The sequence below is a fragment of the Adlercreutzia sp. genome (assembly GCF_056795635.1).
In genome coordinates this window covers 1-25,661 of record NZ_JBQIIT010000024.1, presented here as the reverse complement: position 1 = coordinate 25,661, position 25,661 = coordinate 1, and the positions used below count along the sequence as shown (strand labels likewise).

21 protein-coding genes are annotated in these 25,661 nt (G+C 65.9%); 4 read left to right on the top strand and 17 right to left on the bottom strand.

From position 1 onward, the window contains the following. The 8 genes from ACTOXK_RS10590 to ACTOXK_RS10555 form a co-directional block, all read right to left on the bottom strand. Positions 1-377, bottom strand: a 377-nt coding sequence (locus ACTOXK_RS10590) for a radical SAM protein (RefSeq protein WP_482279929.1), incomplete at its 3' end; no start/stop codon positions are given. 4 nt (positions 378-381) lie between these two features. Continuing rightward, on the bottom strand, positions 382-807 hold the full coding sequence (locus ACTOXK_RS10585) for a 6-pyruvoyl trahydropterin synthase family protein (RefSeq protein WP_482277780.1): 426 nt from the start codon (positions 805-807) through the stop codon (positions 382-384). 45 nt (positions 808-852) lie between these two features. Next, the gene (locus ACTOXK_RS10580; RefSeq protein WP_482277779.1) at positions 853-1,473 is read right to left on the bottom strand and encodes an IMPACT family protein; all 621 of its coding nucleotides are present in this window, start codon (positions 1,471-1,473) and stop codon (positions 853-855) included. Positions 1,474-1,646: 173 nt separating this feature from the next. Beyond that, positions 1,647-3,449 (bottom strand): ABC-F family ATP-binding cassette domain-containing protein, encoded by a 1,803-nt coding sequence (locus tag ACTOXK_RS10575; protein ID WP_482277778.1) that lies wholly within the window; start codon positions 3,447-3,449, stop codon positions 1,647-1,649. A gap of 307 nt (positions 3,450-3,756) precedes the next feature. Next, on the bottom strand, positions 3,757-5,148 hold the full coding sequence (locus ACTOXK_RS10570) for an MFS transporter (RefSeq protein WP_482277777.1): 1,392 nt from the start codon (positions 5,146-5,148) through the stop codon (positions 3,757-3,759). A 139-nt stretch (positions 5,149-5,287) separates the two neighbouring features. Continuing rightward, positions 5,288-5,839: an aminoacyl-tRNA hydrolase gene (gene pth, locus ACTOXK_RS10565; protein WP_482277827.1), complete on the bottom strand. Its 552-nt coding sequence runs from the start codon at positions 5,837-5,839 to the stop codon at positions 5,288-5,290. A 201-nt stretch (positions 5,840-6,040) separates the two neighbouring features. Beyond that, positions 6,041-7,006, bottom strand: coding sequence for a ribose-phosphate diphosphokinase (locus tag ACTOXK_RS10560; RefSeq protein ID WP_482277776.1), 966 nt, complete (start codon positions 7,004-7,006; stop codon positions 6,041-6,043). 201 nt (positions 7,007-7,207) lie between these two features. Then, positions 7,208-8,782, bottom strand: coding sequence for a helix-turn-helix transcriptional regulator (locus ACTOXK_RS10555; protein ID WP_482277775.1), 1,575 nt, complete (start codon positions 8,780-8,782; stop codon positions 7,208-7,210). A gap of 219 nt (positions 8,783-9,001) precedes the next feature. Here ACTOXK_RS10555 and ACTOXK_RS10550 point away from each other — a divergent pair, with 219 nt between their 5' ends. Next, positions 9,002-10,483, top strand: a complete 1,482-nt coding sequence (locus ACTOXK_RS10550) for an FAD-dependent oxidoreductase (RefSeq protein WP_482277774.1) — start codon at positions 9,002-9,004, stop codon at positions 10,481-10,483. A gap of 77 nt (positions 10,484-10,560) precedes the next feature. Here ACTOXK_RS10550 and glmU read toward each other — a convergent pair whose 3' ends face one another. The 4 genes from glmU to nhaA form a co-directional block, all read right to left on the bottom strand. Further along, positions 10,561-11,937 carry a bifunctional UDP-N-acetylglucosamine diphosphorylase/glucosamine-1-phosphate N-acetyltransferase GlmU gene (gene glmU, locus ACTOXK_RS10545; protein WP_482277773.1) on the bottom strand — a complete coding sequence of 459 codons (1,377 nt, stop codon included), beginning with the start codon at positions 11,935-11,937 and terminating at the stop codon, positions 10,561-10,563. A gap of 64 nt (positions 11,938-12,001) precedes the next feature. Further along, complete coding sequence (locus tag ACTOXK_RS10540; RefSeq protein ID WP_482277772.1) at positions 12,002-14,824, bottom strand: heavy metal translocating P-type ATPase; 2,823 nt, start codon at positions 14,822-14,824, stop codon at positions 12,002-12,004. 9 nt (positions 14,825-14,833) lie between these two features. Beyond that, on the bottom strand, positions 14,834-15,181 hold the full coding sequence (locus ACTOXK_RS10535; RefSeq protein WP_482277771.1) for a metal-sensing transcriptional repressor: 348 nt from the start codon (positions 15,179-15,181) through the stop codon (positions 14,834-14,836). 164 nt (positions 15,182-15,345) lie between these two features. Next, positions 15,346-16,950 (bottom strand): Na+/H+ antiporter NhaA, encoded by a 1,605-nt coding sequence (nhaA, locus tag ACTOXK_RS10530; RefSeq protein WP_482277770.1) that lies wholly within the window; start codon positions 16,948-16,950, stop codon positions 15,346-15,348. 426 nt (positions 16,951-17,376) lie between these two features. Here nhaA and hpf point away from each other — a divergent pair, with 426 nt between their 5' ends. Both hpf and ACTOXK_RS10520 read left to right on the top strand, forming a co-directional pair. Beyond that, a complete protein-coding gene (hpf, locus tag ACTOXK_RS10525; protein ID WP_482277769.1) occupies positions 17,377-17,961 on the top strand; it encodes a ribosome hibernation-promoting factor, HPF/YfiA family in 585 nt (194 codons plus the stop codon). A gap of 3 nt (positions 17,962-17,964) precedes the next feature. Continuing rightward, positions 17,965-18,183 (top strand): acyl carrier protein, encoded by a 219-nt coding sequence (locus tag ACTOXK_RS10520; RefSeq protein ID WP_028026870.1) that lies wholly within the window; start codon positions 17,965-17,967, stop codon positions 18,181-18,183. Positions 18,184-18,449: 266 nt separating this feature from the next. On the opposite strand, the gene ACTOXK_RS10515 is transcribed toward ACTOXK_RS10520, so the two are convergent. Beyond that, entirely contained in the window at positions 18,450-19,892 is a 1,443-nt protein-coding gene (locus tag ACTOXK_RS10515; RefSeq protein WP_482278689.1) for a bifunctional folylpolyglutamate synthase/dihydrofolate synthase, read from the bottom strand. A 140-nt stretch (positions 19,893-20,032) separates the two neighbouring features. Here ACTOXK_RS10515 and ACTOXK_RS10510 point away from each other — a divergent pair, with 140 nt between their 5' ends. After that, positions 20,033-20,956: a magnesium transporter CorA family protein gene (locus ACTOXK_RS10510; protein ID WP_482279928.1), complete on the top strand. Its 924-nt coding sequence runs from the start codon at positions 20,033-20,035 to the stop codon at positions 20,954-20,956. 11 nt (positions 20,957-20,967) lie between these two features. On the opposite strand, the gene ACTOXK_RS10505 is transcribed toward ACTOXK_RS10510, so the two are convergent. The 4 genes from ACTOXK_RS10505 to ACTOXK_RS10490 form a co-directional block, all read right to left on the bottom strand. Then, positions 20,968-21,567 carry a uracil-DNA glycosylase gene (locus ACTOXK_RS10505; protein WP_482278687.1) on the bottom strand — a complete coding sequence of 200 codons (600 nt, stop codon included), beginning with the start codon at positions 21,565-21,567 and terminating at the stop codon, positions 20,968-20,970. Positions 21,568-21,620: 53 nt separating this feature from the next. Beyond that, positions 21,621-23,045, bottom strand: a complete 1,425-nt coding sequence (gene alr / locus ACTOXK_RS10500) for an alanine racemase (RefSeq protein ID WP_482278686.1) — start codon at positions 23,043-23,045, stop codon at positions 21,621-21,623. 143 nt (positions 23,046-23,188) lie between these two features. After that, positions 23,189-23,722, bottom strand: coding sequence for a MogA/MoaB family molybdenum cofactor biosynthesis protein (locus ACTOXK_RS10495; protein ID WP_482278685.1), 534 nt, complete (start codon positions 23,720-23,722; stop codon positions 23,189-23,191). A gap of 36 nt (positions 23,723-23,758) precedes the next feature. Next, positions 23,759-25,015 (bottom strand): molybdopterin molybdotransferase MoeA, encoded by a 1,257-nt coding sequence (locus ACTOXK_RS10490; RefSeq protein WP_482278684.1) that lies wholly within the window; start codon positions 25,013-25,015, stop codon positions 23,759-23,761. Positions 25,016-25,661: the final 646 nt, after the last annotated feature.

Sequence of the window (25,661 nt, the reverse complement as noted above, 5' to 3'; positions counted from 1 at the left end):
CGCAGGGGACAGGGGCTCTCCACCGACAGCAGCGCCTGCACCAGATCGGGCAGGTAGGGCTGCAGAAGCGGCTCGCCGCCGGTGAGCGTCACGCAGGACACCCCGGTCTCGGCCACCCAGGCCAACAGCTGGGGCACGCTCCACCCTTCCACCTCCACGAGGGGATGGTTCGCCCAGCGGGTATCGCAGTAGGTGCACCACATGTTGCAGCCGGCGAACCGGATGAAGGCCGCCGGACGCCCGGAGGCCAGCCCCTCCCCGTTCACAGACACGAACTTCTCGGCCACGGGGAACAGCTGGGCCCGGGCCGCGATGGTGTGGCGGGCCTGGTGACGCTCGGCGTCCAGCAGGCCGTCGTTCTCTTCCTCGGGAACCATGGCCCTACGCGTCCTTCCGATAGAAGGCGCAGTTGTTCGGCGTCTCGTAGACGTCCACCTGGGCCACGGGCAGCCCCATCTCGGCCAGAGCGTCGAAGAACCACTTCGCGAGGTTCTCGGCCGTGGTGCGGAAGGGCATCATGAACAGCGCGAAGCCCTCGCGCTCGAGGCAGGCGAGGGTATCGGGGGCCAGCGACCCCTCCTCGATGATGAAGTGGTGGTCGAGCCGCTCGGTCAGCGACCGCAGGGCGCCCTTGAAGTCGCCGAAGTCCACCACCATGTCCTTGCACGTGCCCTCGGTCTGCAACGTCGCGACCTCCAGATAGGCCACTACGCGCCACCGGTGCCCGTGCAGGTTCTCGCACTTGCCATGGTAATCAGTCAGAAAATGAGAGGCATCGAAGCTACTCTCCGTGCGCAATCCGTACATACGCGTCCTTTCGTTCGTTCGAGGCAATTATAGGGCCCGCGCCCCTCAGAACGCCGCGTCGAAGGGATCGGTCACGATGATTTCACTTTGGCCGCGGGTGAGCTCGGTGAGCTTCTCCAGGAAAGGAGCCTCGGTGCCGTGAAGCATGCGGAAGGTGAGCAGCACGTTCTCGGCGAAGTCGCTCTCCTGGAGCTTGGCGTGCGCTCCTTCGGCGATGCGGCATACCGGCTCGTAGAGACTGTAGGGCACCTCCACCATGACGTCCACGCAACGGGACACCACCACAATCTGGGCCGCCTCGATGGCCGCCTTCGTGGCTTGCGCGTAGGCGCGCACGAGCCCGCCCGTGCCGAGCAGAACGCCCCCGAAGTAGCGGGTGACCACCACGGCCACGTCGGTGAGCCCCGCGTGCTGGATGGCCTCCAAGGTGGGCATGCCCGCGGTCTTGGCCGGCTCCCCGTCATCGGTGTAGCGCACCCGCCCCCCGCGCAGCACATAGGCGTACACGTTGTGCCGCGCCATGCGGTGGGCCGCCTTCACCTCGGCAATGAAGGCGAGGGCCTCCTCCTCGGTCGTCACCGGCGCGATGCGGCCGATGAAGCGGCTCTTCTTCTCCACGATCTCCGCCTCGGCGATGCCGGCGATGGTTTGGTAGTTTCCAGGCATACAAACTCTCACAGGTCGAATCAATGTCAGCGAAAACCTCCGGGGTGCCCGCAGTGGGCGCGTTGCGCGGCTGAGCGTATTTTAATACGCGAGGGTAAGCGCAAAAGCGTCCAATGTGGGTGCACCGGAGGTTTGCAGCGTCGAGTGGTTCGCCGGTCCCGTCAGGGCCGCCGCTACTCCCCCAGCTTCTCGGCGGCGTCGAACCATTCCAGTTCCAAGGCCTCGATCTGACTCTCGAAATCGGCGATCTCCTCCTGCATGGCGGTCAGTGTCAAGTAGTCGGAGGGATCGGCCTCGGCCATGGCGAGCTGCTTCTTCTCGATCTTGCCCTTCAGCGTTTCCATCTTCTTCTCGTTGGAGGCCATGAGCTTGCGCAGCTCCCGCTGCTCGCCGCCGGAAAGCACTGCGCCCGTCTTCGGCGCCGCTTCCGCAGCGGCCGCAGACGCGGGCGCCGATATCGACGCAGAGGCTTGGTTCTCCCTCGTCAGCTCCAGGTACTCCTCCACGCCGCGGGGCAGGTGGCGCACCTTGCCATCGATGAGGGCGAACTGGTGGTCGGTCACGCGCTCCATGAGGTAGCGGTCGTGGGTCACGAGCAGAAGCGTGCCGGGCCAGCCGTCGAGCAGGCTCTCCACGGCGGCCAGCATGTCGGTGTCCAGGTCATTGCCCGGCTCGTCCAAGATGAGCACGTTGGGCTCGTCCAGCAGGATGAGCATGAGGGCCAACCGTCGCTTCTGGCCGCCGGACAGGTCGCACACCGGCTCGTTCTGGTCGTCCTTGGTGAAGCCGAGCCGCTCCAGCAGCTGTCCCGGGGTCATCTCCTTGCCATCGAGCATGGTACGGCGCGAGTAGCGGGAGATCACCTGGCGCACCCGGTCGTCGCCGAGCTTCGCGAGCTCGTCCAGGTGTTGGGACAGTACGGCGAAGCGCACGGTCTGGCCGATCTTCACCCGCCCGCGATCGAGCGGCTGGATGCCCTGGATGATGCGCAACAGCGTGGTCTTGCCGATGCCGTTGGCCCCCACGATGCCGTAGCGGTCCCCGGGCCCGATGATCCAGTCCACATCGTCCAAGATCACCCGGTCGTCGAAGCGCAGCGTGGCATCTTGCAGCTCAACCACCGTCTTCCCGAGCCGGGCCATGGCCATGCGCTTCAGCTCCAGCTCGTTGCGCAGAGGCGGCACATCGGCGATGAGGGCCTGGGCCGCGGCCACATGGAACTTGGGCTTGGTGGCCCGGGCCCGCGCACCGCGGGAGAGCCACGCCAACTCGCGGCGCAGGGCGTTCTGCCGCTTCTGCTCGGCCAGGGCCTGCAAGCGGTCTCGCTCAACCCGCTGCATGATGTAGGCCGAGAAGCCTCCCTCGAAGGGCCACACCCGGCGATCGTGCACCTCCCACATGGCCTCGCACACCTCGTCGAGGAACCAGCGGTCGTGGGTCACCACGAGCAGGGCGCCGTCCCCGGGACGCCAGCGGGTCTTCAAATGCTCGGCGAGCCACGTGATGGCCGCCACGTCCAAGTGGTTGGTGGGCTCGTCCAACATGAGCACGTCCCAGTCGCCGATGAGCAACCGCGCCAGATCGACCCGGCGCCGCTGACCGCCCGAGAGCGTGCCCACGGTCGCATCCCAGGCCACATCGCCCAGAAGCCCCGCGATGATAGAGCGCGTGCGGGCATCGCCGGCCCATTCGTATTCGGGCCTATCGCCCACCACGGCCCGCTCCACGGTGTCCTCATCGGCAAGGCCGTCGGTCTGCCCGAGCACGCCCACGGACACACCGCGGGTGCGGATCACGCGACCCTCGTCCACCTCCACGGCGCCGGCCAGCACGCCGAGCAGCGTGGACTTGCCGTCGCCGTTCTTGCCCACGATGCCGATGCGGGCGCCCTCGTCCACGCCGAGGGAGAGCTCGGTGAACACCGTCTTCGTGGGGAATTCCACCCGCACCTTTTCGCAACCGAGGAGAAATGCCATTTCGCGCCCGTCCAATCTCGCACATGAATCGATCGAGAATTATAAACGATGGTGCTGTTCCTATCGTGGGCTGGCGGTGTCCGCGAGACGCAAAATGCGAAAACTGGCTTGGAATTCACGGTTTTGTTACCGCAGATGCCATTTTCGACGAGACTTTCGCCCATTGCAATCGAAAAGGGCCAGATCACGGTATGTGACAGTTAACTTTTTCGAGGGATTCGGTGGCAAAAGCGTGAATTCCAAGCCATTTCACCGCTAAAAAGGATCTCCCGTTCCAAAACCGTGATTTTCAAGCCACCTTGCTCCTCTAGCGTATCTTCCACAGGGCCGTGACGAGCACCACCGCCGCGAAGAGCGTGGAAAGCGCGAAGGCGAGCTGGTAGGGCAGCGCGGCGGCGGTGGCACCGGCATCGGCCGGATCAGCTGCGGCGAAGGCGAGCCCGGCCATAGAGATGATAAGCATCATGAGCGCGGTGCCGAGCGAGGCGCACACCTGCCGCGCCGTGGCGAAAAACGCGCTGCCGTCCATGACGATACCGCGATTGAGCCCCGCCAGGCCGTAGGAGTTCAGCGGCCCCACAAGTCCGCTCACGCCCACGGCGCGCACGCCCTGCAACAGCGTGAGCACCCACAGCGGCGTGCCCGCGTCCACGAACATGAACGAGGCGGCGCCTACGGTGAGAAAGGCCGCCGACGCGATGCACACGACGCGCGCTCCCACCTTGTCCACGAGCACGCCGGCCAGCGGGTTCACGAACAACGCGACAACAGTGGCGGGAATGAAGGCGATGCCCGCGTCGAGCGCCGTCATGCCGCAGGGCCCCTGGATGAACAGCGGCAGGATGAGCGTGATGCCCATGAACGACGCGAACAGGCAGTTCTGGGCTACAAAGCCGGCGCGGTAATGGCGCGGTCGGAAGATGTCGAAGCAGATGAGCGGGTTGGGTATCACGAGCTGGCGGCGCACGAACACCACGATGCACGCAAGGCCGAGCAGCACGGGCACCCACACCTCCGACGACGCGAGCGACATCGTGGCCGCATTGGAGGCACCGAGCAGAAAGCCGCCGAAGCCCAGCGTGGACTGCACGAAGGAGGGGATGTCGAACACCGCCTGGGACTTGTGGTCGCCGTGGCTCTTCACGAGCAGCGCGTTAGCCGCCCACAGCACCGCCAGCATCCCCACGAGAATGATGTAGAAGCTGCGCCAGCCGGTGGTGTTCGCAAGGGCGCCCCCGATAAGCGGGCCGATATTGGGCGCGAATCCCATGGCAATGCCGCCGATGCCCATGGCCGTGCCCGTGCGCTCCCGCGGGAAGCGCGTCATGGCCACCGTCTGCACAAGCGGCAGCGTGATGCCCGTGGCGATGGCCTGCAGCACTCGGGCCAGCAGCAGCACCTCGAAGGCAGGGGCGAAGAAGCCCGCCGCCGAGCCGGCCAGATAGAAGCCGAGCGCCAGGAACACCAGGCGCTTGAGAGAGAAGCGCTTCGCCAGAAACGTGACCACCGGCACCGTAACACCCATGACGAGCATGTAGATGGTAGTAACCCACTGCCCCACCGCCGCGTCGATGGCGAAGTCGGCGCAAACCTCGGTGAACATGGAGTTCATCACCGTCTGGGTAAGCGATCCCAAAGCACAAGTGATGACGACGATAGCGAACAGGGCATAGGTATGCCCCTTTTCGGAAAGACGCATGGAAACCTCCGTACCTTCGATACTGCGGGCGTTCGAGATTTCGCTCGGGCGCCCGAAGTCCGGCACGTGGCTACAAAACGAACGGAGGGACGCACCGTGCGCCCCTCCGCCATTATAGCGCGTAAGCGAGAAGATCTAGCTAGTTGAACCGCTGTTGGGTCTTCTCCAGCCCATCGTCGATGAGGGACAGCACGGCGCTTGTCCCCTCGGCCACGGCATGCTCGAAGGCTTCGGCGTCGTCTTTGCGCGGTTGGGAAAGCACCCAATCGACCACGGGCTTTCGTCCCGGCGGCCGCCCGATGCCGATGCGCACCCGGTGCCAGTCGCGGGTGCCCAGCTTGTCGCCGATGGAGCGCAGGCCGTTGTGGCCCGCGTGCCCCCCGCCGAACTTCACCCGGATGGTGCCCGGATCGATGTCCAGCTCGTCATGGACGACGATGAGATGGTCGGGCGCAACGCCGTAGGTCTTCATGAGGGTCTTCACGGGACCGCCCGAGGTGTTCATGTAGCTCTGGGGCTTCACGAGCACCAGCTCATCGCCGCGATAGGTGCACCGCGCCGTCAACGCCCCGCCCTCGGTCTTCCAGTAGCGCGCTCCCAGCTCATCGGCCAGCGCGTCCACCACATCGAACCCGGCATTGTGCCGCGTATGCTCATATTCTGCGCCCGGATTCCCCAGGCCCGCGATCATGTATGTTGCTTCGCTACTCAATTAAATCCTTCAATACTAACTATTTTTGTATCACTGGTGGCGCCGAAAACAGCGAGGTTCCGACCGGTGCCTGGCATTGCCCCGCCTTTCGCCCAAGCGTACTTCGGTACGCGCCGTGGCGAAAACAAGGGGCAAGGTCAGGTGCCCATCGGAACCGCAGCGTCGGGTAAGCTGTTCGAATTATTCGAACAGCTTACCAATAGAGCCATTGTTGTACACCACATTGATGGTGCGGGCGAACAAGGGGGCGATGGAGAGCACCTTGATCTTGCCGGTCTGGCGCGCCAGCGGCACGGGCACGGCGTTGGTGACCACCACTTCCTCGATGCAGGAGTTCTCCAGGCGCTCGTAGGCCGGGCCCGAGAACAGGCCGTGGGTGGCGCAGGCGTACACCTCGGCGGCTCCCTTGGCCTTCAGCGTGGCAGCCGCGGCCACGAGCGACCCGCCGGTATCGATCATGTCGTCGTTCAGGATGCAGATCTTGTCGGTCACGTCGCCGATGAGCGCGGTGATCTCGGCCTGGTTGTGCTTGGGGCGATCCTTGTGCATGATGGCCAAGTCGCAATCGAGCGCCGAGGAGAACTTCTTCGCGGCCTTGGCGCGGCCCACGTCGGGCGACACCACGCAGAGGCGGTCGGCGTCGAAGCCCTTGTTGCGGAAGTAATCGACGAAGATGGGCATGGCGGTCATGTGGTTCACCGGGATGTCGAAGAAGCCCTGAATGGCGTCCTGGTGCAGATCCACCGTGATGATGTTGTCGATGCCCGACACCGTGAGCAGATCGGCCACGAGCTTCGCCGTGATGGGCTCGCGCGGGGCGGCCTTGCGGTCCTGGCGGGCGTAGCCGTAGTGGGCGACGACCGCCGAGATGGAGCGGGCACTCGCGCGTTTGGCGGCATCGGCCATGATGAGCAGCTCCATGAGGGCGTCGTTCACGTCGAATCCCTCGGCGGCGCAGACGGACTGGATGAGGAACACATCGGCCCCGCGGACGGACTCCTGGTAGCGAGCGTAAATCTCGCCGTTGGCAAACTTCTCGTGCTTGATGTTGCCGAGGTTCACGTTGAGGTTCTTGGCAATCTCCTCGGCCAGCTCCGGATTCACCGAGCCGGAGAACAGGGCCATGCGCTTGGTCATCTCGGTCATGGGGTGCGTCCCTTCTGCGACGGGTCTTTCAGCTTCGGCTATTGTAGCACCGGAATCCGCGAGAGATCCTTCGACTCGCTCCGCTCGCTCAGGATGACATGGGGGACGGTGCTCAGGATGGCACAAGGGGCGGGCGGCGCTCTGGATGACACGAGGGGCGGCACCCGGGGTGACGCGAAGGAGGTAGCGATCGTCCAGGTGCTAGAAACGGTAGGGGCCGAGGCGGTCGAGCAGCTCCTGGCGGTTGTGCACATCGAGTTTGGCATAGATGCGCTTGACGTGGGCACGGACGGTGTTCTCGGAAATGAACAGCATATCGGCAATATAGGCCTTGCTGCGCCCCTGGGACAGAGGCTCGAGCACCTCAAGCTCGCGCTCCGAGAGGCCGAAGCGCTCGCGCAGCTCGGTACGGGCGTCCAAAGCGGGAGGCTCGCCGGGCACGGCCGGGGCGTCACCTTCGCCGTCGACGGTCGCTCGCTCCTCGGATCGACCGATCGCGCGGCCTTCGGCGCTCGTGGAGACAACGGAGCCTGTCGCTGGAAAGCACCCGCCTTGCTGTCCTCCGACCGTTCTTCCCGTCCCTCCCGCTTTTTCCGCAAGCACCTTGGCACCGAACAGCGGGCGAGCGACCAGCACGTTGCTGGACAGGAGCAGCACCATGGAAAGCGCCACCGCGAAAACGAGCACGGCGGCCAGGGACGTAAGGGCGGTCATCGACGAGCCCACCACTGCGATGAGAATACGGCCGACGTTGCGGAACACGACGCGCGCCGCCCAAGCAGCTCCGTAAATCACATAGACATGCCGAGTGGAATGCCGGGCCACATCCTGCAGCGTGACCCATAGCACGCCGAGCATGAACGTGTCCGCTATGTTGATGATGGCGACACCGGCACCGGTCAGACTGCCCGGGAACAGGGCGAGCAACACGATGCCCAAGGCCATGACCGCCACTTCCAGGCCCCACAGCAGCTTGAAGCTGAGGCGGCGGCGAGCCACGATGGCCCACCAGATGACAAAGGCGGAAAGGGCAGCGACGCCGAGCTGGTGAAGAAGCCGCATGCCCGCGTCAAAGGGGATGGCCTCCCCCACCGGAAAGCCCCGCGCGATGCCCAAGGCGAAGCTAAAGGCGGCGATACCCGCGAAGAAGCGCACTACCGATCGCCCGGGCTCGCGGTCGTACACCGCGCCGGCGGCCGGAGGCACCTCGGGGATTTTGAGGCTCTGCTGGAATCCGAGCAACGCCACGGCCGGCATGAAGGCCGAGGCCACATAGCTCGCGAGGTTCGGCAGGAAGCTGAAGGCGAGACCGCCCAGAGAGCCCAAGCCCAACGAGGCGAAACCGTAAAGCACCGCCTGAGTGAGGGGAAGACGTCGGTAGACCACCGTCCACATACCCCCGCCAACAGCGCCTCCGATGCCGGCGATGACAGCGCCCCCGATGACCGTTCCGTGCACGCCCGATTCTTTGCCCGCGATGATAACCAGAGTGGCTACGGTCATGACGAGAAACGAAAGCGGACCCATCGCGCGCTCCGCGGCGGCACTCGGACGCCGGAAATGCGCTATCAGAGCCGCAACGACCATCGTGCCGCCATAGAATGCGTTGCTCACGACGGACACGATGCCGTCATCGCTTTGGGCGTAGGAGCCGAACATGTTGCATTGCAGCCATACGCGCGTCGCCGCAAGCCCCAGCAGGCTGAGCAACAGCGGCGATCCCAGGGCACGACGCAGCAGCGCCGCACCGTCGCGACCCGTGTTCCCGTCTTCCATAGCCACCCCCTCCCATCGCGAAAAGGCCCCATTTACGTGCTGGAACCATATTACCCGTTTCGGGTACATCTTCTCAACTCCCGTGAAACTACCCGCTTTAATTACCCGCTTGCCCGCGGGAGGAACCCTACCATGGAGCCACAGCCCGGCCCGACGGCCCCTCCCCCTTGGCCCAAGGGGCCGGGATCTGCGAAACCCACGCCCAAGGAGGAGGAAACCATGTTCCAGACCAACCCGATGTCCCGCCGTTCCTTTGTCGCCCTCACCGCCGTCGGCGCCCTTGCCGCCGGACTTGCCGGATGCGCCCCGCGCACTACTCCCACCGATAAGGCGGACGAGACCATCTCCTGCGACGTGCTGGTGATCGGCAGCGGTGCCTCCGGCACCACGGCCGCCGCCGAGGCGGCGCTTTCCGGAGCCGACACGGTGCTGCTGGAAAAGCACGGCGGCAGCGGCCTGGCTGCTTCCAGCTCCCTGGCCATCGGAACACTCTACGGCGCCGGCACGAAGCTGCAAGAGGCCGCCGGCATCGAGGATACGCCCGATGGTCTTCTCGAGTACTTCATGACCCGTGGGGGCGACAAGCTCGACCCCGACATGCAGCAATTCTGCGCCGAGCATTTCGGCGAGACCATCGACTGGCTCTCCGAGGAGCTGGGCGTGCCGTTCAAGGAGAAGGTCTCGAAGAAGGGCTCCGACACCGTGCCCCGCGGCCACAACATCGACGACCGCGACGAGGTTGCCCTCGAGATCATGAACAAGCGGGCGCAAGAGGCCGGGGTGCGCTTCGTATTCAACACGGCGGCCGAGTCCCTTATCGTGGGACCCGACGGAAAGATAGAGGGCGTCATGGCGGCCCGTCCCTCCGGGAAGCGGGTGCAGATCGATGCCAAGCGCACCATCATCGCCACGGGCGGCTTCTGCCGCAACGTCGAGATGATCAACGAGTACTGCCCCGACTACCAGGGCGTCTACACCGAGGTGGGCGAGGGCTGCACCGGCGAGGGCCTGCAGATGGGACTCGACATCGGGGCGGCCTACATCGGCCACGGCGGCACCAACGGCATCCTCGCCTGCCCCGTGGAGGCCGGTCAGTCGAAGCTCATCGACAAGAAGGCGATGTGGATCGACTCCTCGGGAAAGCGCTTCGTGAACGAGGACGGCCAGACCCACGACATCTACTACACCGTCTCTCACTTCCCCGACCAGATCTTCTACGCCGTCTACGACCAGGCCATGGTGGACGCCCTCGACGAACATCTGGCCAACTGCTTCGAGATGGGGCTCGAGCGCGGCTACTTTTCCCAAGGCGACACGGTGGCGGCGGCCGCCGAGGACCTGGGGCTTGACGGCGCAGCGGTGGAGGCGCAGCTCACTGCCTACAACGCCATGGCCGCCGCGGGCAGCGACAGCGAGTTCAACAAGAAGCAGGAGAACCTCGTCGCGCTGACCGAAGGCCCCTTCTACGTGCTCAGCATGGGGGTCTGCACCCACGGCAGCTTCGGCGGCTACCACGTGAACACCGATTTTCAGGTGCTCGACGAGCAGGGCGAGATCATCGAGAACCTGTACGCCGTCGGCGAGGTGAGCTGCGGAACCTTCATCTACGACGACTATCCGGCCGGTGGCTGTGGGCTGAATTACGCCTACACCTCCGGCCGATGGGCCGGCAAGAACGCCGCCCAAGCGGTCCTGGCCTAGGACCCAGCCAACGAAAGAAGCGCCCGGATGGCGAGAATGCCACCTGGGCGCTTCGCGCTGCAAAAAAGGGCTGCGCGCTATTTCTTCTTCTCGATGGGGTGGGCGGCCACCCAGCCGGCGATCTCGGACTGCTTGGCGCGGCCGAGGGCGAGCGCGCCTGCGGCCACGTCCTTGGTGATGGTGGAGCCGGCGCCCACAAGCGCCCCGGCACCGATGGTCACCGGCGCCACCATCATGGTGTCCGAGCCGATGAAGGCGCCGTCCTCGATGACGGTGGCGTGCTTGTTCACACCGTCGTAGTTGCAGGTGATGGAGCCGGCGCCGATGTTCACGCCCTCCCCCATGGTGGTGTCGCCGATGTAGGACAGATGCGGCACCTTCGAGCCCTTGCCGATGGTGGATTTCTTGATCTCCACATGGGTGCCGGCCTTGGCGCCCTCGCACAGGTGGGCCGCCGGGCGCAGGTAGGCGCGCGGGCCGGTTGTGGCGCCGTCGTCGATGAGCGCTTCCACGGCCACGGTCTCATCGATGCGGCAGCCGCGGCCGACACGCGTGTCGGTCAGGCGACTGTTCGGGCCCACGACGCTGTCCTCGCCGACAACCGTCTTCCCCAGCAGCATGACGTTGGGCAGAAGCTCCACGTCGGGGGCGATTTCCACCTCGGGGCCGATGTAGGTGGTGGCCGGATCCCACATCGTGACGCCGGCGGCCATGTGCCCCTCGTTGATGCGCCGCTGCATGACCCGGGTCGCCTCGGCCAGCTGGCCGCGGGAGTTCACGCCCAAGCATTGCTCGGCGTCATCGGTCTTGTAGGCGAGCACAGGACGTCCGGCCGCACGACTTATGGCCAGCACATCGGTAAGGTAGAACTCTCCCTGGGCGTTGTCAGATCCCACCTGGGCCAGAGCCTCGAACAGGGCACGGCCGTCGAAGCAGTAGAAGCCCGAATTGCACTCGGTGATGGCGGCCTCTTCGGCCGTGGCGTCCTTCTGCTCCACGATGCGCTCCACCTCGCCAGCCCCGTCGCGCACGATGCGGCCATAGCCGAAGGGGTTGGTCAGATCCATGGTGAGCACCACCACCGCGGCATCATGCTCGGCGCGCAGCGCGCACATCTCGCGGATGGTCTCGGGGCGAATGAGCGGGCTGTCGCCGGAGAGCACCACCACGGCGCCGTCGAAATCGGCCAGGGCGTCGGCGGCGGCCAGCACCGCGTCGGCCGTGCCGCGCTGGGAGGTCTGCACGGCCACCTCGGCTCGGCCCTCTACTAGAGGAATGACCGCCTCGCGGCCGTGGCCCACCACGGCGATGACCCGGTCGGCGCCGGCCTCCTCGGCGGCGCACACCGCCCACTGCACGAGGGGCCGGCCTAGCACCTCGTGGGCCACCTTCGGCTTCTTCGACTTCATGCGGGTACCGGCCCCCGCCGCCAGGATAATCGCAGCAGTTTCCATGGAACGCCTTTCTATTTCCCCGGGCCTTCCCGCCCGCACTTTTCGCATAGGGCAAAGTATAGCGCTATTTGAAGCGCTTCAGGAGAAGGGAGTTGCTGACGACGCTCACGCTGGACAGGGCCATGGCGGCACCGGCCAGGGCCGGGGCGAGGATGCCCACGGCGGCCAGCGGGATCATGATGCAGTTGTAGATGAGCGCCCAGAACAGGTTCTGCTTGATCTTGCGCATGGTGGCCTTCGACAGACGCAGGGCCACGACGAGGTCGGACAGACGGTTGCGCATGAGCACCACGCTTCCGGCATCGAGCGCCACATCGGTGCCCGAGGCCATGGCCACGCCGATATCGGCGGCCGCGAGCGCCGGGGCATCGTTGATGCCGTCGCCCACGAAGGCCACGACGGCCTTCGTGCCGGCAACCACCTCCTGAGCGGCATCTGCCGGGGACTCGAGGGGTAGAGGCTCCTCGGTAATGCCCATGCTCGGATCGGAGGACGCCATGAGGGCCGGATCAGCCACTTCCTCTTTCAGAAGGCGCTCGTTGTCCTTCTCGGTGCTGCGGGCCTCGGCAGCGGCGTTGCCGAGCATGGAGACGTCGACGGCGCTCCGCACGGCGCGCACGCAGTCGGCCTTCTCGAGCGGCTTCACGCCGGCGAACACGTGGGCGGACGCGATGCCCACCTCCTCGGCGATGGCCCGGGCCGTGGGCGCCGCGTCGCCGGTGACCATGTAGGAGGTCACGGCGAAGTCGCCGCTCAGCTCGCGCACCGTGGCCGCCGCGTCCGGCTTGGGCTCGTCGCGGAACTGGATGCGGCCGCGCGCCGCGCCGTCGATGGCCACGAGCGAGCCTGTGGCCCCGGCCCCGTCGCCGGCGGCCTTCCCGACGCCGACGAACACCTCGCGGCCCTCCACCACGCCGCGCACGCCCTCGCCGACAACGGCCTCGAAGGACTCGGCCGCAGGCAGCGGCGCCAAGCCGCGCCCGCCCGCGAAGGCCACGACGGCCCGAGCCAGGGGGTGCTCGCTCTTCGCCTCCAGGGCGGCGGCCAGGCGCAGGGCATCATCGGGCACGTCACAGGCCACGACCACAGGCTCGCCCACCGTGAGCGTGCCGGTCTTGTCGAACACGGCTGCCGTGAGGTTACCCATGGTCTCGAGCACCGTACCGTCCTTGATGAGCACGCCGAGCTGCGCGCCGCGCCCCATGCCCACCGTCAGCGCCGTGGGTGTGGCCAGGCCGAGCGCGCAGGGACAGGCCACGCAGATAACGGCGATGGCCGGCATGAGCGCCTGGGCGAGACGCCCATCGGAATCAGCGGGCGCCATGAAGAACCACGCGCAGAACACCACGAGCGCGAGGATCAGGATAGCCGGCACGAACACGGCTGCGATGCGGTCGGCGATGCGCTGAATGGGGGCCTTCGTGCCCTGGGCATCTTCCACGGCACGTACGATGCGGGCCAGCGTGGAATCGGCCCCCACGCGCAGGGCGCGCACCGTCACCGAACCGGTGGTGTTCTGGGTGCCGCCCGTGACTCCGTCGCCCGCCACCTTCACCACCGGCAGCGTCTCGCCGGTGAGCATGGACTCGTCCACCTCGGTGGCCCCCTCGACGACCACGCCGTCCACGGGCACCTTCTCGCCGGGGCGCACGAGCACCGTGTCGCCGGCAACCACCTGGGCCAGCGGCACCTCGCGCTCCTCGCCGCCACGCACGACGCGAGCGGTGGGCGGCGTCAGGTTCATGAGCGACTCGATGGCCGCATTCGTGGCGCCCTTGGCGCGGCTCTCCAGCATCTTGCCGAGCAGCACGAAGGTAATGAGCATGGCGCAGGTCTCGAAGTAGGGCATGCCGTCGTTGACTGCGAGCGCCTCGCGGCTTTCCCAATCGCCCGTCGCCACCGGCAAAAACGTGATCCACAGCGAGAATAAAAACGCGATGGAGGTGCCGAGCGCCACGAGCACGTCCATGTTCGCCGAGCCGCCCTTGAGCGAGCCCCACGCCCCCTTGTAGAAGCGCGCGCCGCAGCCGAACTGCACCGGCAGCGTGAGTGCCAGCAGCAGGATATTCGCCGCGAACATAGCCTGAACGTGGCTGGGTTCGGCCGTGAACAGCCGCGCCAGAACCTCGCCCGCCCCCATGTGCCAGCCGGGAATCATGCCGATGGCCACGATAATCACCGTGAGCGCCGCCGACAGTCCGAACACCTTGCGGTCGCGCTTGGCCCGGGCGGCCTCGCGGGCGCGGCGCCTCTCGTCCACCAAGGGCGCGTCGTCGGGAATGAGCTCGGCGGTGAAGGCGAGGCTGTCGAACACGGCGAGCATGTCGTCCACGCTGGCTTGGGCCGGGTCGAACACCACGCGCCCGGTGTTGTTCGCCAGGTTCACGGCCACATCCACCACGCCGGGGGTCTTGCGGTAATGGCTCTCAATGGAGGCGGCGCAGTTCGCGCAGTGCATGCCCTCGATGGCCAGGCGGATAGAGGCCTCCGTCGGGCCGCCGTCGTCCGCAGCGGGTGTCCTTTCGCCGCCGCCCGCCGCGGCCGCCACAGGCGCCTCCGCGTCCTTCCCCGCGCTCTCCCCCGCCTTCGGCCCCGCGGCCTCCGCTGCCTTCTTCGCCGCCTTCTCGGCCTCATCGGCGGCAATCTCGGCCGCGAAGGGATGCGGGCCCGTCTCGGGCATGACGGCTACCTTGAAGTTGGTGTCGTCGAGGACGTGCAGCAGATCGTCCACGGTGACCCGACCCGCGTCGTAGGTCACCTCGGCGCTCTGGCCGGCCAGATCCACCGCCACAGCCGCTACGCCCGGCACGTCCTCGTAGTGCCGCGTCACGTTCGCCACGCACTTCTGGCAGTGCATGACGGCCACGGCCAAACGTTGAGTCTCCATGAATGCCTCCTACTTCGAGAAGCGCCGCATGAGCGCCATGACCTCATCGATTACCTCGTCGTTGCCCGCGCGCACCTCATCCACCACGCAGGTGCGCATATGCTCGGCCAGAAGCATCTCCGACACGCGCCGCACCGCCGACTCGGCCGCCGCCAGCTGGGTGAGCACGTCCCCGCAGTAGCGGTTGTCCTGAACCATGGCCTTCACCCCGTTCAGCTGCCCGATGGCGCGGTTCAGCCTCTTCTGCACGTCGGCCTGCAGCGCCTCGGACCGCGGCGTGGCCTTATGACGGCATGAGCATCCCTGGGCCGGCTCGGCCACCGCAGCCTCGGCCCGGACCTCGTCCTTCTCTTCCATTCAAGCTCCTTCGCTCACCTGTTCTCGTTCTCTCGCTTTATACCCCCTAGGGGTATTTTGGTCAAGAGCGAACTTCTCCGGGTGCGCGCCGAGAGCCTCCGAAAACAAGAAGAGGGCGCCCCCGCAGGAGCGCCCTCGCTAGCGAGCACTGGATATGATGCGCCCTACGGCCGAGTGCCGGTCACGTCCTCGGCCTCCTCGGCTTCGGCCTCGGCGCGGGCCGTCTCGTGGATGACGAACTCGGCCACGCCGCCCTCGGCGTGAAGCACCTCGCGCACGTCGTCCACCACGTCCTCGTCGCCGCAGGCGAGCACCAGGTCGTCGGCCACCTCGGCGGCCTCCTCCCCGGTCGTCTGGCGCACCACGTCATCAAGGGAGGCCGACACATAGGAAATACCGGCCCGCTCGGCAGCCTTGGCCTGCATGAACAGGAACACGAAGCCGATGACGCCGGCCAGAAGCGATGCCGACAGAATGCCGATCTTCGCATCGGCGATGAGCACGGCCTCGGGGAAGGCCAGATTCGCCACGAAGATGGCCATGGTGAAGCCCACGCCGCCCAGGATGCCGGCGCCCAGCATATGGATCCAGTTCACATGGTCGGGCAGATTGGCGATCTTGAACTTCACGGTCAGGAAGCTGAACAGCAGAATGCCGATGGGCTTGCCGAGCAGAAGACCGAAGAACACGCCGAAGAATACCGGGCTGGACACCATGGCCAGCACGTCTCCGCCGAGGAAGCTCACATCGGCGTTGGTCAGCGCGAACAGGGGCAACACGGCGAAGTACACCCAGGGATACAGCATGTGCTCCAGGCGCGTGGCCGGGGGCACCACCTGCTTGGCGACGCTGGATAAGCGGCTCACGGTGAACATATAGTCCTTCTGCAGCACCACCGGCTGGCTCTCCACGAAACTGTCGCGGGCCTCGCGCACCCGGTCGCCCGACCAGGTCATGAACTTCTGCAGATCGACGCGGGACCCGGTGGGAATGGTGAAGGCCAGGAGCACGCCGGCAATAGTGGAGTGCACGCCGGACATGAACACGGCGAACCACAGCAAGCAGCCGATGAGCAGATAGGGGGCAAGGGAGTACACATGGGCCCGGTTGAGCAGCACGAGCCCCACGAGCACCACCGCGGCCACGGCCAGCCACATCAGCGAGGGACTCTGGCCATAGAAGATGGCGATGACGAGAATGGCGATGATGTCGTCGGCTACGGCCAGAGTAGACAGGAACACGCGCACGCCGTTGGGCACGCGGTTGCCGAGCAGCGCCATGATGCCCAGGGCGAAGGCGATGTCGGTGGCCGTGGGCACGCCCCAACCGTGGGCGGTCTCGGGGTTGGCGGCATTAAAGAGGGAGTAGATGACGATGGGCGCCAGCACGCCGCCCAGGGCCGCGATGATGGGCAGGGCCGCCTGGCGGATGTTCGTCAGCTCGCCGACGGTCATCTCGTACTTGATCTCGAGGCCTACGAGCAGGAAGAACACCGCCATGAAGATGTCGTTGATGATGTGGGCCAGGGACATCTCGCCGATGAGGCCGCCCACGCCCACCACTACATGGGTGTGCCAGAACTGCTCGAAGGGCTCAAACGCCGGGGAGTTCGCGATGATGAGCGCCACGATAGCGGCCGCGAGCATGATAGCGGCGGCCTTGGTGGACGAGCTCGTAAACTGGATCACCTTGAGCCAGCGGCGCTGATGGCCCTGGACCTCGTCGATGAAAATGTGGTGGGGATCGGGGTTCTTCGCGGTGGGTTCCATGCTCACGTCCTCAGGTTCTCGTTTTCGGCCGCCGCGCGGGCCGGCCTCGCATATATCCGATTATTGTATCGCTTTTCCCCGCACTGGCGACCAAAAGACCGACCCGTTGAGGGACCGTCACGGCAATCTCCATGCAAAACTAACGAGACAGCACCCGCTCCTGGGATGCCGCCCGCAAAGCCGGCCGCTCCCATCTGATCGAGCTGCGCATACTGAGCTGCGGCAGCGCTCGGAGACGCCCATCGGACGGGAAACGTTTTCCTGCAACCTCAAATTGCCCGCCGATTCTGGCGCAAAGTGCGCTATGCTGTTTACTCCGGTTGGCAGCCGTTTGTCGCTTTGCCTCCCATCGCGCGAACGATGCGGGACAGAGGGGCGCCAGCGTGCCAACCGAACCTGTAGGCCACGAATTAAAGAGGTGGAATCATGACGATCACCGTGTCCGGACGCAAAATGCCCGTCACCGACGCCCTTCGTCAATATGCCGAGGAGAAGGTGGGCAACGCCATCAAGGCCGTCGATGCCGACGCCGTATCCACGGAAGTTGTCCTGTACACTGAGAAGAACCCGGCCAATCCGCTGCCGGCCATCTGCGAGGTCACCGTTCGCATCAAGGGCCACATCGTGCGTGTGGAAGAGAGCGAAGAGGATATGTACGCCGCCATCGACGTGGCCGCTGCCAAGGTTGCCCGCCAACTGCGCAAGTACAAGACCCGCGTGCTGGACAAGAAGATCCGCGCCACGGAGCGCATCGTCGACTATGCCCACGAGGACGCCCACCCCGAGAGCGAGCTGGATCTGGACCGCCTCATGGACGAGCTGGCCGATGACGAGATCGTGCGTCGCAAGGAGACGGAGTTCACGCCCATGACCGAAGATGAGGCGCTCATCCAGATCGATCTGTTGGGCCACGACTTTTTCGCATACACTGATCGTGACACCAACCTGGTGCACATCCTGTACCGCCGCACGGACGGCGGCTACGGTCTGCTCACGCAAAAGGAGGATTAGTTCATGGCCACTATCGACACCATCGCCGGCGTTCTCGAGAGCAATCTCGACATCGACCCCGCCACCGTCACCCCTGAGGCGACCTTCGAGTCCCTCGGCATCGACTCCCTGGACATGGTCGAGCTCATCTGCGATCTGGAGGAGGCCTGCGAGGTCGACTTCGGCGAGCCGGAGGGCCTCGTGACCGTGGGCGACCTGGTGACCTACATCGACTCCCTGTAAGTCGCGCGACACACCATCGCATCCAAGCCCCCGCGGCCCTCGGCCGCGGGGGCTTTTCGTTTTCCAAAAGTCTGTTTTCGCGCAGCAAACTCCGCGAAATAGATTCCCCGCAGCCACAGAGCATCAAATAGAACTGCTTCTCGTGCAAAACCGCAGCTTCCTCGCCCCGTTTGGCGCAGTTTTGCCCAGAAGGCACGGCGCCCGTATCTATTTCGCGGAGTTTGCTGCGCGAAACCGCCTCTTTCAGAAACCGGGACGCCCAAGCTCTACCGACATCCCGACGCATTCGTAAGGTCGGCGATGGCGTAGAGGGTCCCGAAGGCCACGGCCACGCCTTCAGAGCCTGCTGCATCCCGCGCGGCGGCAAAGGCGGCGGCTGGGCTGGCGCACATGCTTACCGGCACGGCGCCGCCACGGGGGACGGCTGCTCCGCTGCGAACTTCCTCGGCCAGCACGTCCCGAACGCATGCAGCCAGCTCGTGGGCCGCCAGGGCCCGGGGATTCTCCGGCGCGTACACCGAGAACGAGGCGGCCCAGGGCGCCACGGCACGCACCATGGCCGGGTAGTCTTTGTCGGCCAGCACGCCTAGGGCGAAGTGCACCGAGCTGCGCCCTGCCTCGCCCAGCAAGTCCGCGAGCGACGAGGCCAAGGCCTCGGCTCCCTGGGGATTGTGGCCGCCGTCCACGATGGTGAGCGGGAAGGTGCCCACCACCTCGAAGCGCCCGGGCCAGCGGGCCGCGGCGATGCCCTCTTTCAGGGCCGCCTCGGAAATAGACCAGCCCCGCTCGCGCAGAACGCCCACGGCCTCGATGGCCATGGCGGCGTTGGCTGGCTGGTAACTGCCCAACATCTGGGTCGCGAACGCCTCCCCCCGATAGGCGAAGCGCCGCGCTGCCGACAGCGCACGATCAGCAGTCTCTTCCGCGTCTCCTCCCGCAACTTCGCTGGCCGCTGCCTCCGCCGCACTCCCTCCCACAACCTCGTCGGCCACCGTGCCACCCCACGCCGTCCCCTCCAACGGCTCCACCGCCAGGTCGGCAAAGTCGGGGCAACGCAGCTCGCAGCCGCGCTCGGCGGTCACGGCCTCGATGACGTCCATGGCCTCGGGCTCCTGGGGCCAGCTGACCACCGGGACCCCGGCCTTCACGATGCCGGCCTTCTCCCCGGCGATGGCCGCCAGGCTGTCGCCCAAAAGGTCGGTGTGGTCCAGCCCGATGCGGCCGATGACGCTCGCCTCGGGGGCGTCGATGGCGTTAGTGGCGTCCAGCCGGCCTCCCAGGCCCACTTCCAGCACCACGATATCGCAGGCCGCAGCGCGAAAATGCTCCAGGGCCACGGCGGCCATCAACTCGAACTCCGTGGGATGATCCCCCGTTGCGGCCTCCATGGCCTCGGCGACGGGACGCACGGCGGCCACGGCGCGGGTCAGCTCCTCGCCGGTGATATCGGCGCCGTTCACGCGGATGCGCTCCTCGAAGCGCAGGATATAGGGGCTCGTGAACAGCCCCACGGTATAGCCGGCCGCTTCGAGGATACGAGCCAGATAGGCGCAGATCGACCCCTTCCCGTTGGTGCCCGCCACGTGGACAAAATGCAGAGCATCCTGGGGACGGCCCAGGCGTTCCAGCAGATCGGTCATGCGCTCGAGCCCCAGGCGCGAGGCCTGCCAACGGGGGGTGTTGATCCAGGCAACGGGATCGAAGACCATAGGACCACCTTTCTTCGCGAAGGACGCAGCGCCGCAACGCCGGGACACAAACAAGTGACAGATAGCCGCACGGGAACGGTTACTGCGCGGCTCATTCTATACTAGGGAACCAGAAGCGACGGTGCCGCGAGGAGGAAATGATGGCCATTGTCTACGAACTGAACCAGCCCCAGCCTCTCAGCGCCCCCAGCACCCGCGAGAATCCCCGGCCGCCCCTCGTGAAGGTCATCACGTCCCACGAGTTCGACGCCCTGCCCAACATCTCCCAGGAGGGCCGCAACGGCCTGGCCGCGCTCGAACCGGCTGAGATGAACTTCGTGGAGCTCTACCCCTCCTTCGTCATCGGCTCTTTCGCTGTGCCCGATAAGACCGATCCCACGGCCGACCCCGACCGCATGTCATTCTATCTCGACGCCGACCGGCTCATCTTCATCGACGACGGTACCGTGGCCGCCGATATGCTGCAGAAGGTGTCCACCAGCGGCATCCTCACCAAGGCCACCACGTCCCATTGCCTCTACGCCCTCATGAAGACGCTCATCGCCGACGATTTCACCTGGTTCTCCCTCATGGAGGACGCTATGGAGAAAATCGAGGAGGTCATGCTCGACCACAGCGAAACCGTATCGTCCCAGACCATCATGGGCTATCGCCGCGCCGCCATGCGCATGGGCTCGTACTACCAGCAGATCGCCGTCATGGCCGATCTGATCGCCGACAACGAGAATAAGGTGATGAGCCGCGAAGAAGCGCGCGCGTTCAGCCACGTGGCTGCCCACGCGAACCACCTGGCCGATCGGGCCGAGACCCTGCGGGAGTACAGCCTTCAGCTGCGCGAGCTGCATCAGACCCAAATCGACCTCAAGCAAAACTCCACCATGCAGATCCTCACCATCGTCACGGTGATGTTCGCCCCACTCACCCTGGTCACCGGCTGGTTCGGCATGAACCTCACGGTACTGCCGGGGCTCGACTGGCCCTATATGTCCGTCACCATCATCGTGCTCGCGGCCCTCATGATCGTGACGATGATCCTGTTCTTCAAGAAGAAGAACTGGTTGTAGGGTTAGCGGGATTAATCAGCAGCCTTCAGCAACTCCCCCAGCGTAGTGAAGTCGTTCTCCAGGGCCTCGCGCTTGCTGCCGTCGTAGAGGGCGGCAGCCGGGTGGAAGATGGGGAACACCTTGAAGCGCCCGGCCCGCTGCAAGGTGCCGTGGAGCCGCGTGATGCCCACATCGGTCTTCAGGATGAACTTCGTGGCGAAGTTGCCCAGGGTGACGATGAACTCCGGGTCGATAGTGCGGGTCTGCTCTCGGAGGAACGGCGTACAGGTCTGGATCTCCTCGGGACGCGGATCACGATTCGAGGGCGGTCGGCACTTCAGCACGTTGGCGATGAACACCTCGTCGCGGGCAAGCCCGGCGATGGCCAGCAGCTCGTTGAGGTACTTGCCCGCCGCGCCCACGAAGGGCTCGCCCTGCAAGTCCTCGTTCTTGCCCGGGGCCTCCCCCACGATGAGCACCCGTGCCTCGGGGTTGCCCACGCCGAACACGGTTTGAGTGCGCCCCTCGCACAGCGGGCATTGCCGGCACGCCGCCACCTGCGCCCGCAGCTCATCGAGGGGGATATGGGGGTGCTGCCGAGCGGTATTCGTCTGGGAACTCGTCATATCCATACATACAATCCTCTCTCACAGATTCGCCCAAGGACGTCAGCGAGGCCTCGAATTTAGATATAAATTCGAGGCAGTCGCGAGCAGCCGAAGCCAATGGCCACCTCGTGCTGGATGGTGCCCAGGGTCTCGGCCATCTCGTCGATGGTGATGGCCGCCTCGCCCTGCTCGCCCACGATGACCACCTCGTCGCCGATCTGGGGATCGATACCGAGGCGCTGGCGCAGATTCACCTCGAACATGCACTGGTCCATGCAGATGTTCCCCGCCTGATGGAAGCGCCGGCCGCCGAGGAGCACGTCAGTGCGATTCGAGAGCCCGCGACGCAAACCGTCGGCATAACCGATGGGCAGGGTGCATATCTTCACCGAGCCGGGGCTGCGGTAGTGCAGCCCGTAGCTGACCCCCTCGTTGACGGACACGATCTTCACGTCGGTGATGCGGGCCTTCACGGCCATGGCCGGCTTCAAATCGATGAGCGGATAGGCCTCCGGGCAGGGATAGAAGCCGTAGAGCGAGATGCCGAGGCGCACCATATCCAGCTGCACCTCCGGGTAGCGGATGGCCGCCGCGGAATTGGCCGCGTGCACGATGCCCGGGTTCAGCCCCGCGGCCCGCAGGGCGTTCACCGCCTCGGCGAAGCGCTTCACCTGGCGCTCGAAATCGATGGTGCCGGGACAGTCGGCCGTGGCGAAGTGGGTGAAGGTGCCCTCCAGGTCCAGGGCCCGGTGGAACGAGATCTGCCGCGCGAATTCCACCACTTCGTCCCAGCGCACGCCGATGCGGTTCATGCCCGTGTTCACCTTCAGGTGGAACGGTGCCCGCAGCCCGAAGGCATCGGCGGCCTCGGCGTAGCGGATGGCGAACTCGGCGGTGTAGACGCTCGGCATGATCTTGTAGGCCAGAAGCAGCGGGATGGCCGTGGCCGGAGGCTCGGCCAGCACGAGCACCGGGGCGTTCACGTAGGCCTCGCGCAGGGCGATGGCCTCGTCCACCGTGGCCACACCCAGGTACTCGGCCCCGGAATTCAGAGCCGTCTTGGCCACCTGCACGGCCCCATGACCGTAGGCATCGGCCTTCACCACGGCCATAAGTCGACAGCCGGGGCGCAGACGATGCTTCACCGTGGAAGCATTGTGGCGGATGGCGTTCAGGTCGATCTCCACCCAGGACCAGCGCCGATCGGTCTCGGGAATATGGGCGAGCTTGTCGGGGTCGAAGCGCGGGGGGCCGGCCGGAGCCGTGCCGCTCTCGGCGAACTGCAACACATCGGAGGCCGGGGCCATAGGCCCCGCGGCGCCCCGGGCCGACACTCCCGCGGCCGAACCCGCCGGTGCCCAGCCGCCAACCGCAGAGCGCTCCTGCTTGCGAGCCGCAAAGGGCGTGTCGTCGTAGCGGGAGCTGCGCAGGGCATCGCCCGCCGACACGAAGTTCGGATCGCGACGGGAGAAGCCGGTGAAGCCGTTGGGAAGTTCTGCCATGAAGTGCCACCTCGAAACCGCACGTAACGCCTACCTTATCGCGCTCCAGTATAGCGCTTGTTGGCCTCCGCAACGGCGGGCGAGGGGCATCTTCACGGCACAGGGGGCACGACAGAGGGTCGGCCGCCTTAATGCGGTCGGCCCTATCCGAGCTCGCCGCGGGCCGCGGCAGCGGAGAGCTTTTCCGAGAGGCTCTTCTGCGTGTCATGGCCGCCTCCGGCCATCATCTTCACGGCATGGGGCAACGCCGCCACGATGCCCTCCCAGTTCTCGGTAGCCGCCTTGGTGGAACCGGGCAGGTTGATGATGAGGGTGCGGCCCCGTTGGGCGCAGATGGCCCGGGACAGCATGGCGTAGGGGGTGATCTTCAGGCTGTGGACGCGCATGGCCTCGGCAATGCCCGGCACCTCGCGGTCGGCCACGTCGCGGGTGGCCTCGGGGGTCACGTCCCGCAGCGAGAGGCCGCTGCCGCCGCAGGTGAGCACCACGTCGGCATCGGTGTGGTCACAGGCGTCCAGCAGCGCCCCAGCGATAAACGGACGCTCGTCCTTCTCCACGACGCGGCGGATGCACTCCCAGCCCTCCGCGGCGATCAGCTCTTCCAGCTTAGCCCCCGCCTCGTCGGTGGCCAGCGTGCGGGTATCCGAGCAGGTGATGATAGCGAACTTGATGGTCATGAAATTCCTTTCCGCAGATGCCGGGCTGGGCGAACCCTACAGGCACACCTCTTCCGGCACATCCAGCAGGATGCAGTCTACCATGGTTCCGGCCGGCTGGGGCTCGCTGCCCTCGGGCAGCACGGCCATGCAGTTGGTCTTCTGGATGGGCCCGAACAGGCCCGAGCTCTGGTTCTTGGCCGGCGTCACCTCGAAGGCACCGTCAGCGCCGCGGGTGAGGGTGCCGCGCAGGAAGATGCGGCGCGGGTCGCGGTTCTTCTCGTTCTGGGTGAGCCGGGCCCGCACCACCGGATGATCGAGGAAACGGTAGCCCTGCATGGCGCGCAGAGCCGGGCGGATGATCAGCTCGAAGCCCACGTAAGCCGCGGCCGGATTGCCCGGCAGGCCGAAGACTGGCGTGCCGTTCACCAGCCCGAAGGTCTGGGCCTTGCCCGGGCGCATGTTCACCGTGGCCATGAGCAGCTCGCCCAGATCGGCCACCACGGGCTTGATGAAATCGTAGTCGCCGTTGGCCGCCCCGCCCGTGGTCACCACGAAGTCGTACTCCTGGGTGGCCGCGGCCACGGCCTCGCGCAGGGCCTCGTAGGTGTCCTCCACGATGGGCAGGATATGGGGCACCGCCCCGGCCCGGCTCGCGCAGGCAGCCATGGCGTAGCTGTTGGAATTGCGGATCTTGCCGGGGCCGGGCACCTCGGCGGGGGGTACGAGCTCGCTGCCCGTGGCGATGACGGCCACCCGGGGGCGCCGGCGCACCGGCACCTCCAGCACGCCGCAGCCGGCCAGAAAGCCCACGCCCGCCGCGCCGATGACCTCGCCCGCGCGCACGACGACCTCGCCGGCCCGAGCCTCCTCGCCGGCGGGGCGCACGTTGGAGCCCACCTTCGTCGGAGCCGCGAAGGACACGAGCGAGCCTGTATGCCCGTCGCCTTCCACCACCCCCACGATCTCGTATTTCACCACGGCGTCGGCATCGTCGGGCAGGCAGGCGCCGGTCATGATGCGCACGCACTCCCCCGCCCCGATGGAGCCCTCGAACACATCCCCGGCGCCGATCTCGGCGATCACGCGCAGGGCCACGGGCACCTCCTCCGTAGCGCCCTCGATCTCGGCGGCCCGCAGGGCGAAGCCGTCCATGGCCGAGTGGGCGAAGGGGGACACGTCGATGTCGCTCGTCAGATCGGCGGCGGCCACCCGGCCCACGGCCTCCAGCAGCCCCACGGTTTCCACGGCCATCGGCTCCACGGCCCCGCACACGAGCGCACGGGCCTCCTCCAGCGAGATCATGTCCTTCACGTCGGTTCCCTTTCTCCTCCTCAAGCGCTCGCGCGGCCAAGCACGCCAACCCGGGCGCGCTGCGCCACATTTCCGCGCTCTATTATAACCGTCCGAGAATAAACCGCACGGGAGAGGGGCGCGTTTCCGAAAGACCGTGTTTCGAGCGGCTGCGCTTGTCATTACGCCGATTTTGCGCAGTAAACTCCGCGAGATAGACTCCGGTGCTGCCTTGCTCGTACGGGAGGAAACTCCCTATTTGAGAAACACCTGGTCAACTTCATAGCGAATTGGCCGTATAACGCCTTATGCCGCCCCCATTGCCCCTCGTGCATCTACTTCGCGGAGTTTACCGCAACAAAATCTGCCCCTTCGGAAACAAAACTAGGGGGTGCGGACGTTTTTTCGTACCTCCTAGACGGCGTATCCCAGCGAGGCGCGGTACTCGTCGGGGCTCATCCATCCGAGCGACCTCTTGATGCGTCCGGCGCGACAGTACCGCAGGTAGGCGTCCAGGCGGTCGGCGAACCCCGCCAGCGTGACGCCCTCCCAGTCCCTGTAGTGGAAGAACTCGAAGCTCCTATGTATGTCAAGTCGCTTCTTTCGTCTGAGACTTCAGCCAGGTATCGTACTTTTCCAAGAACTGAACGTTCATCAGCCGTCCCGT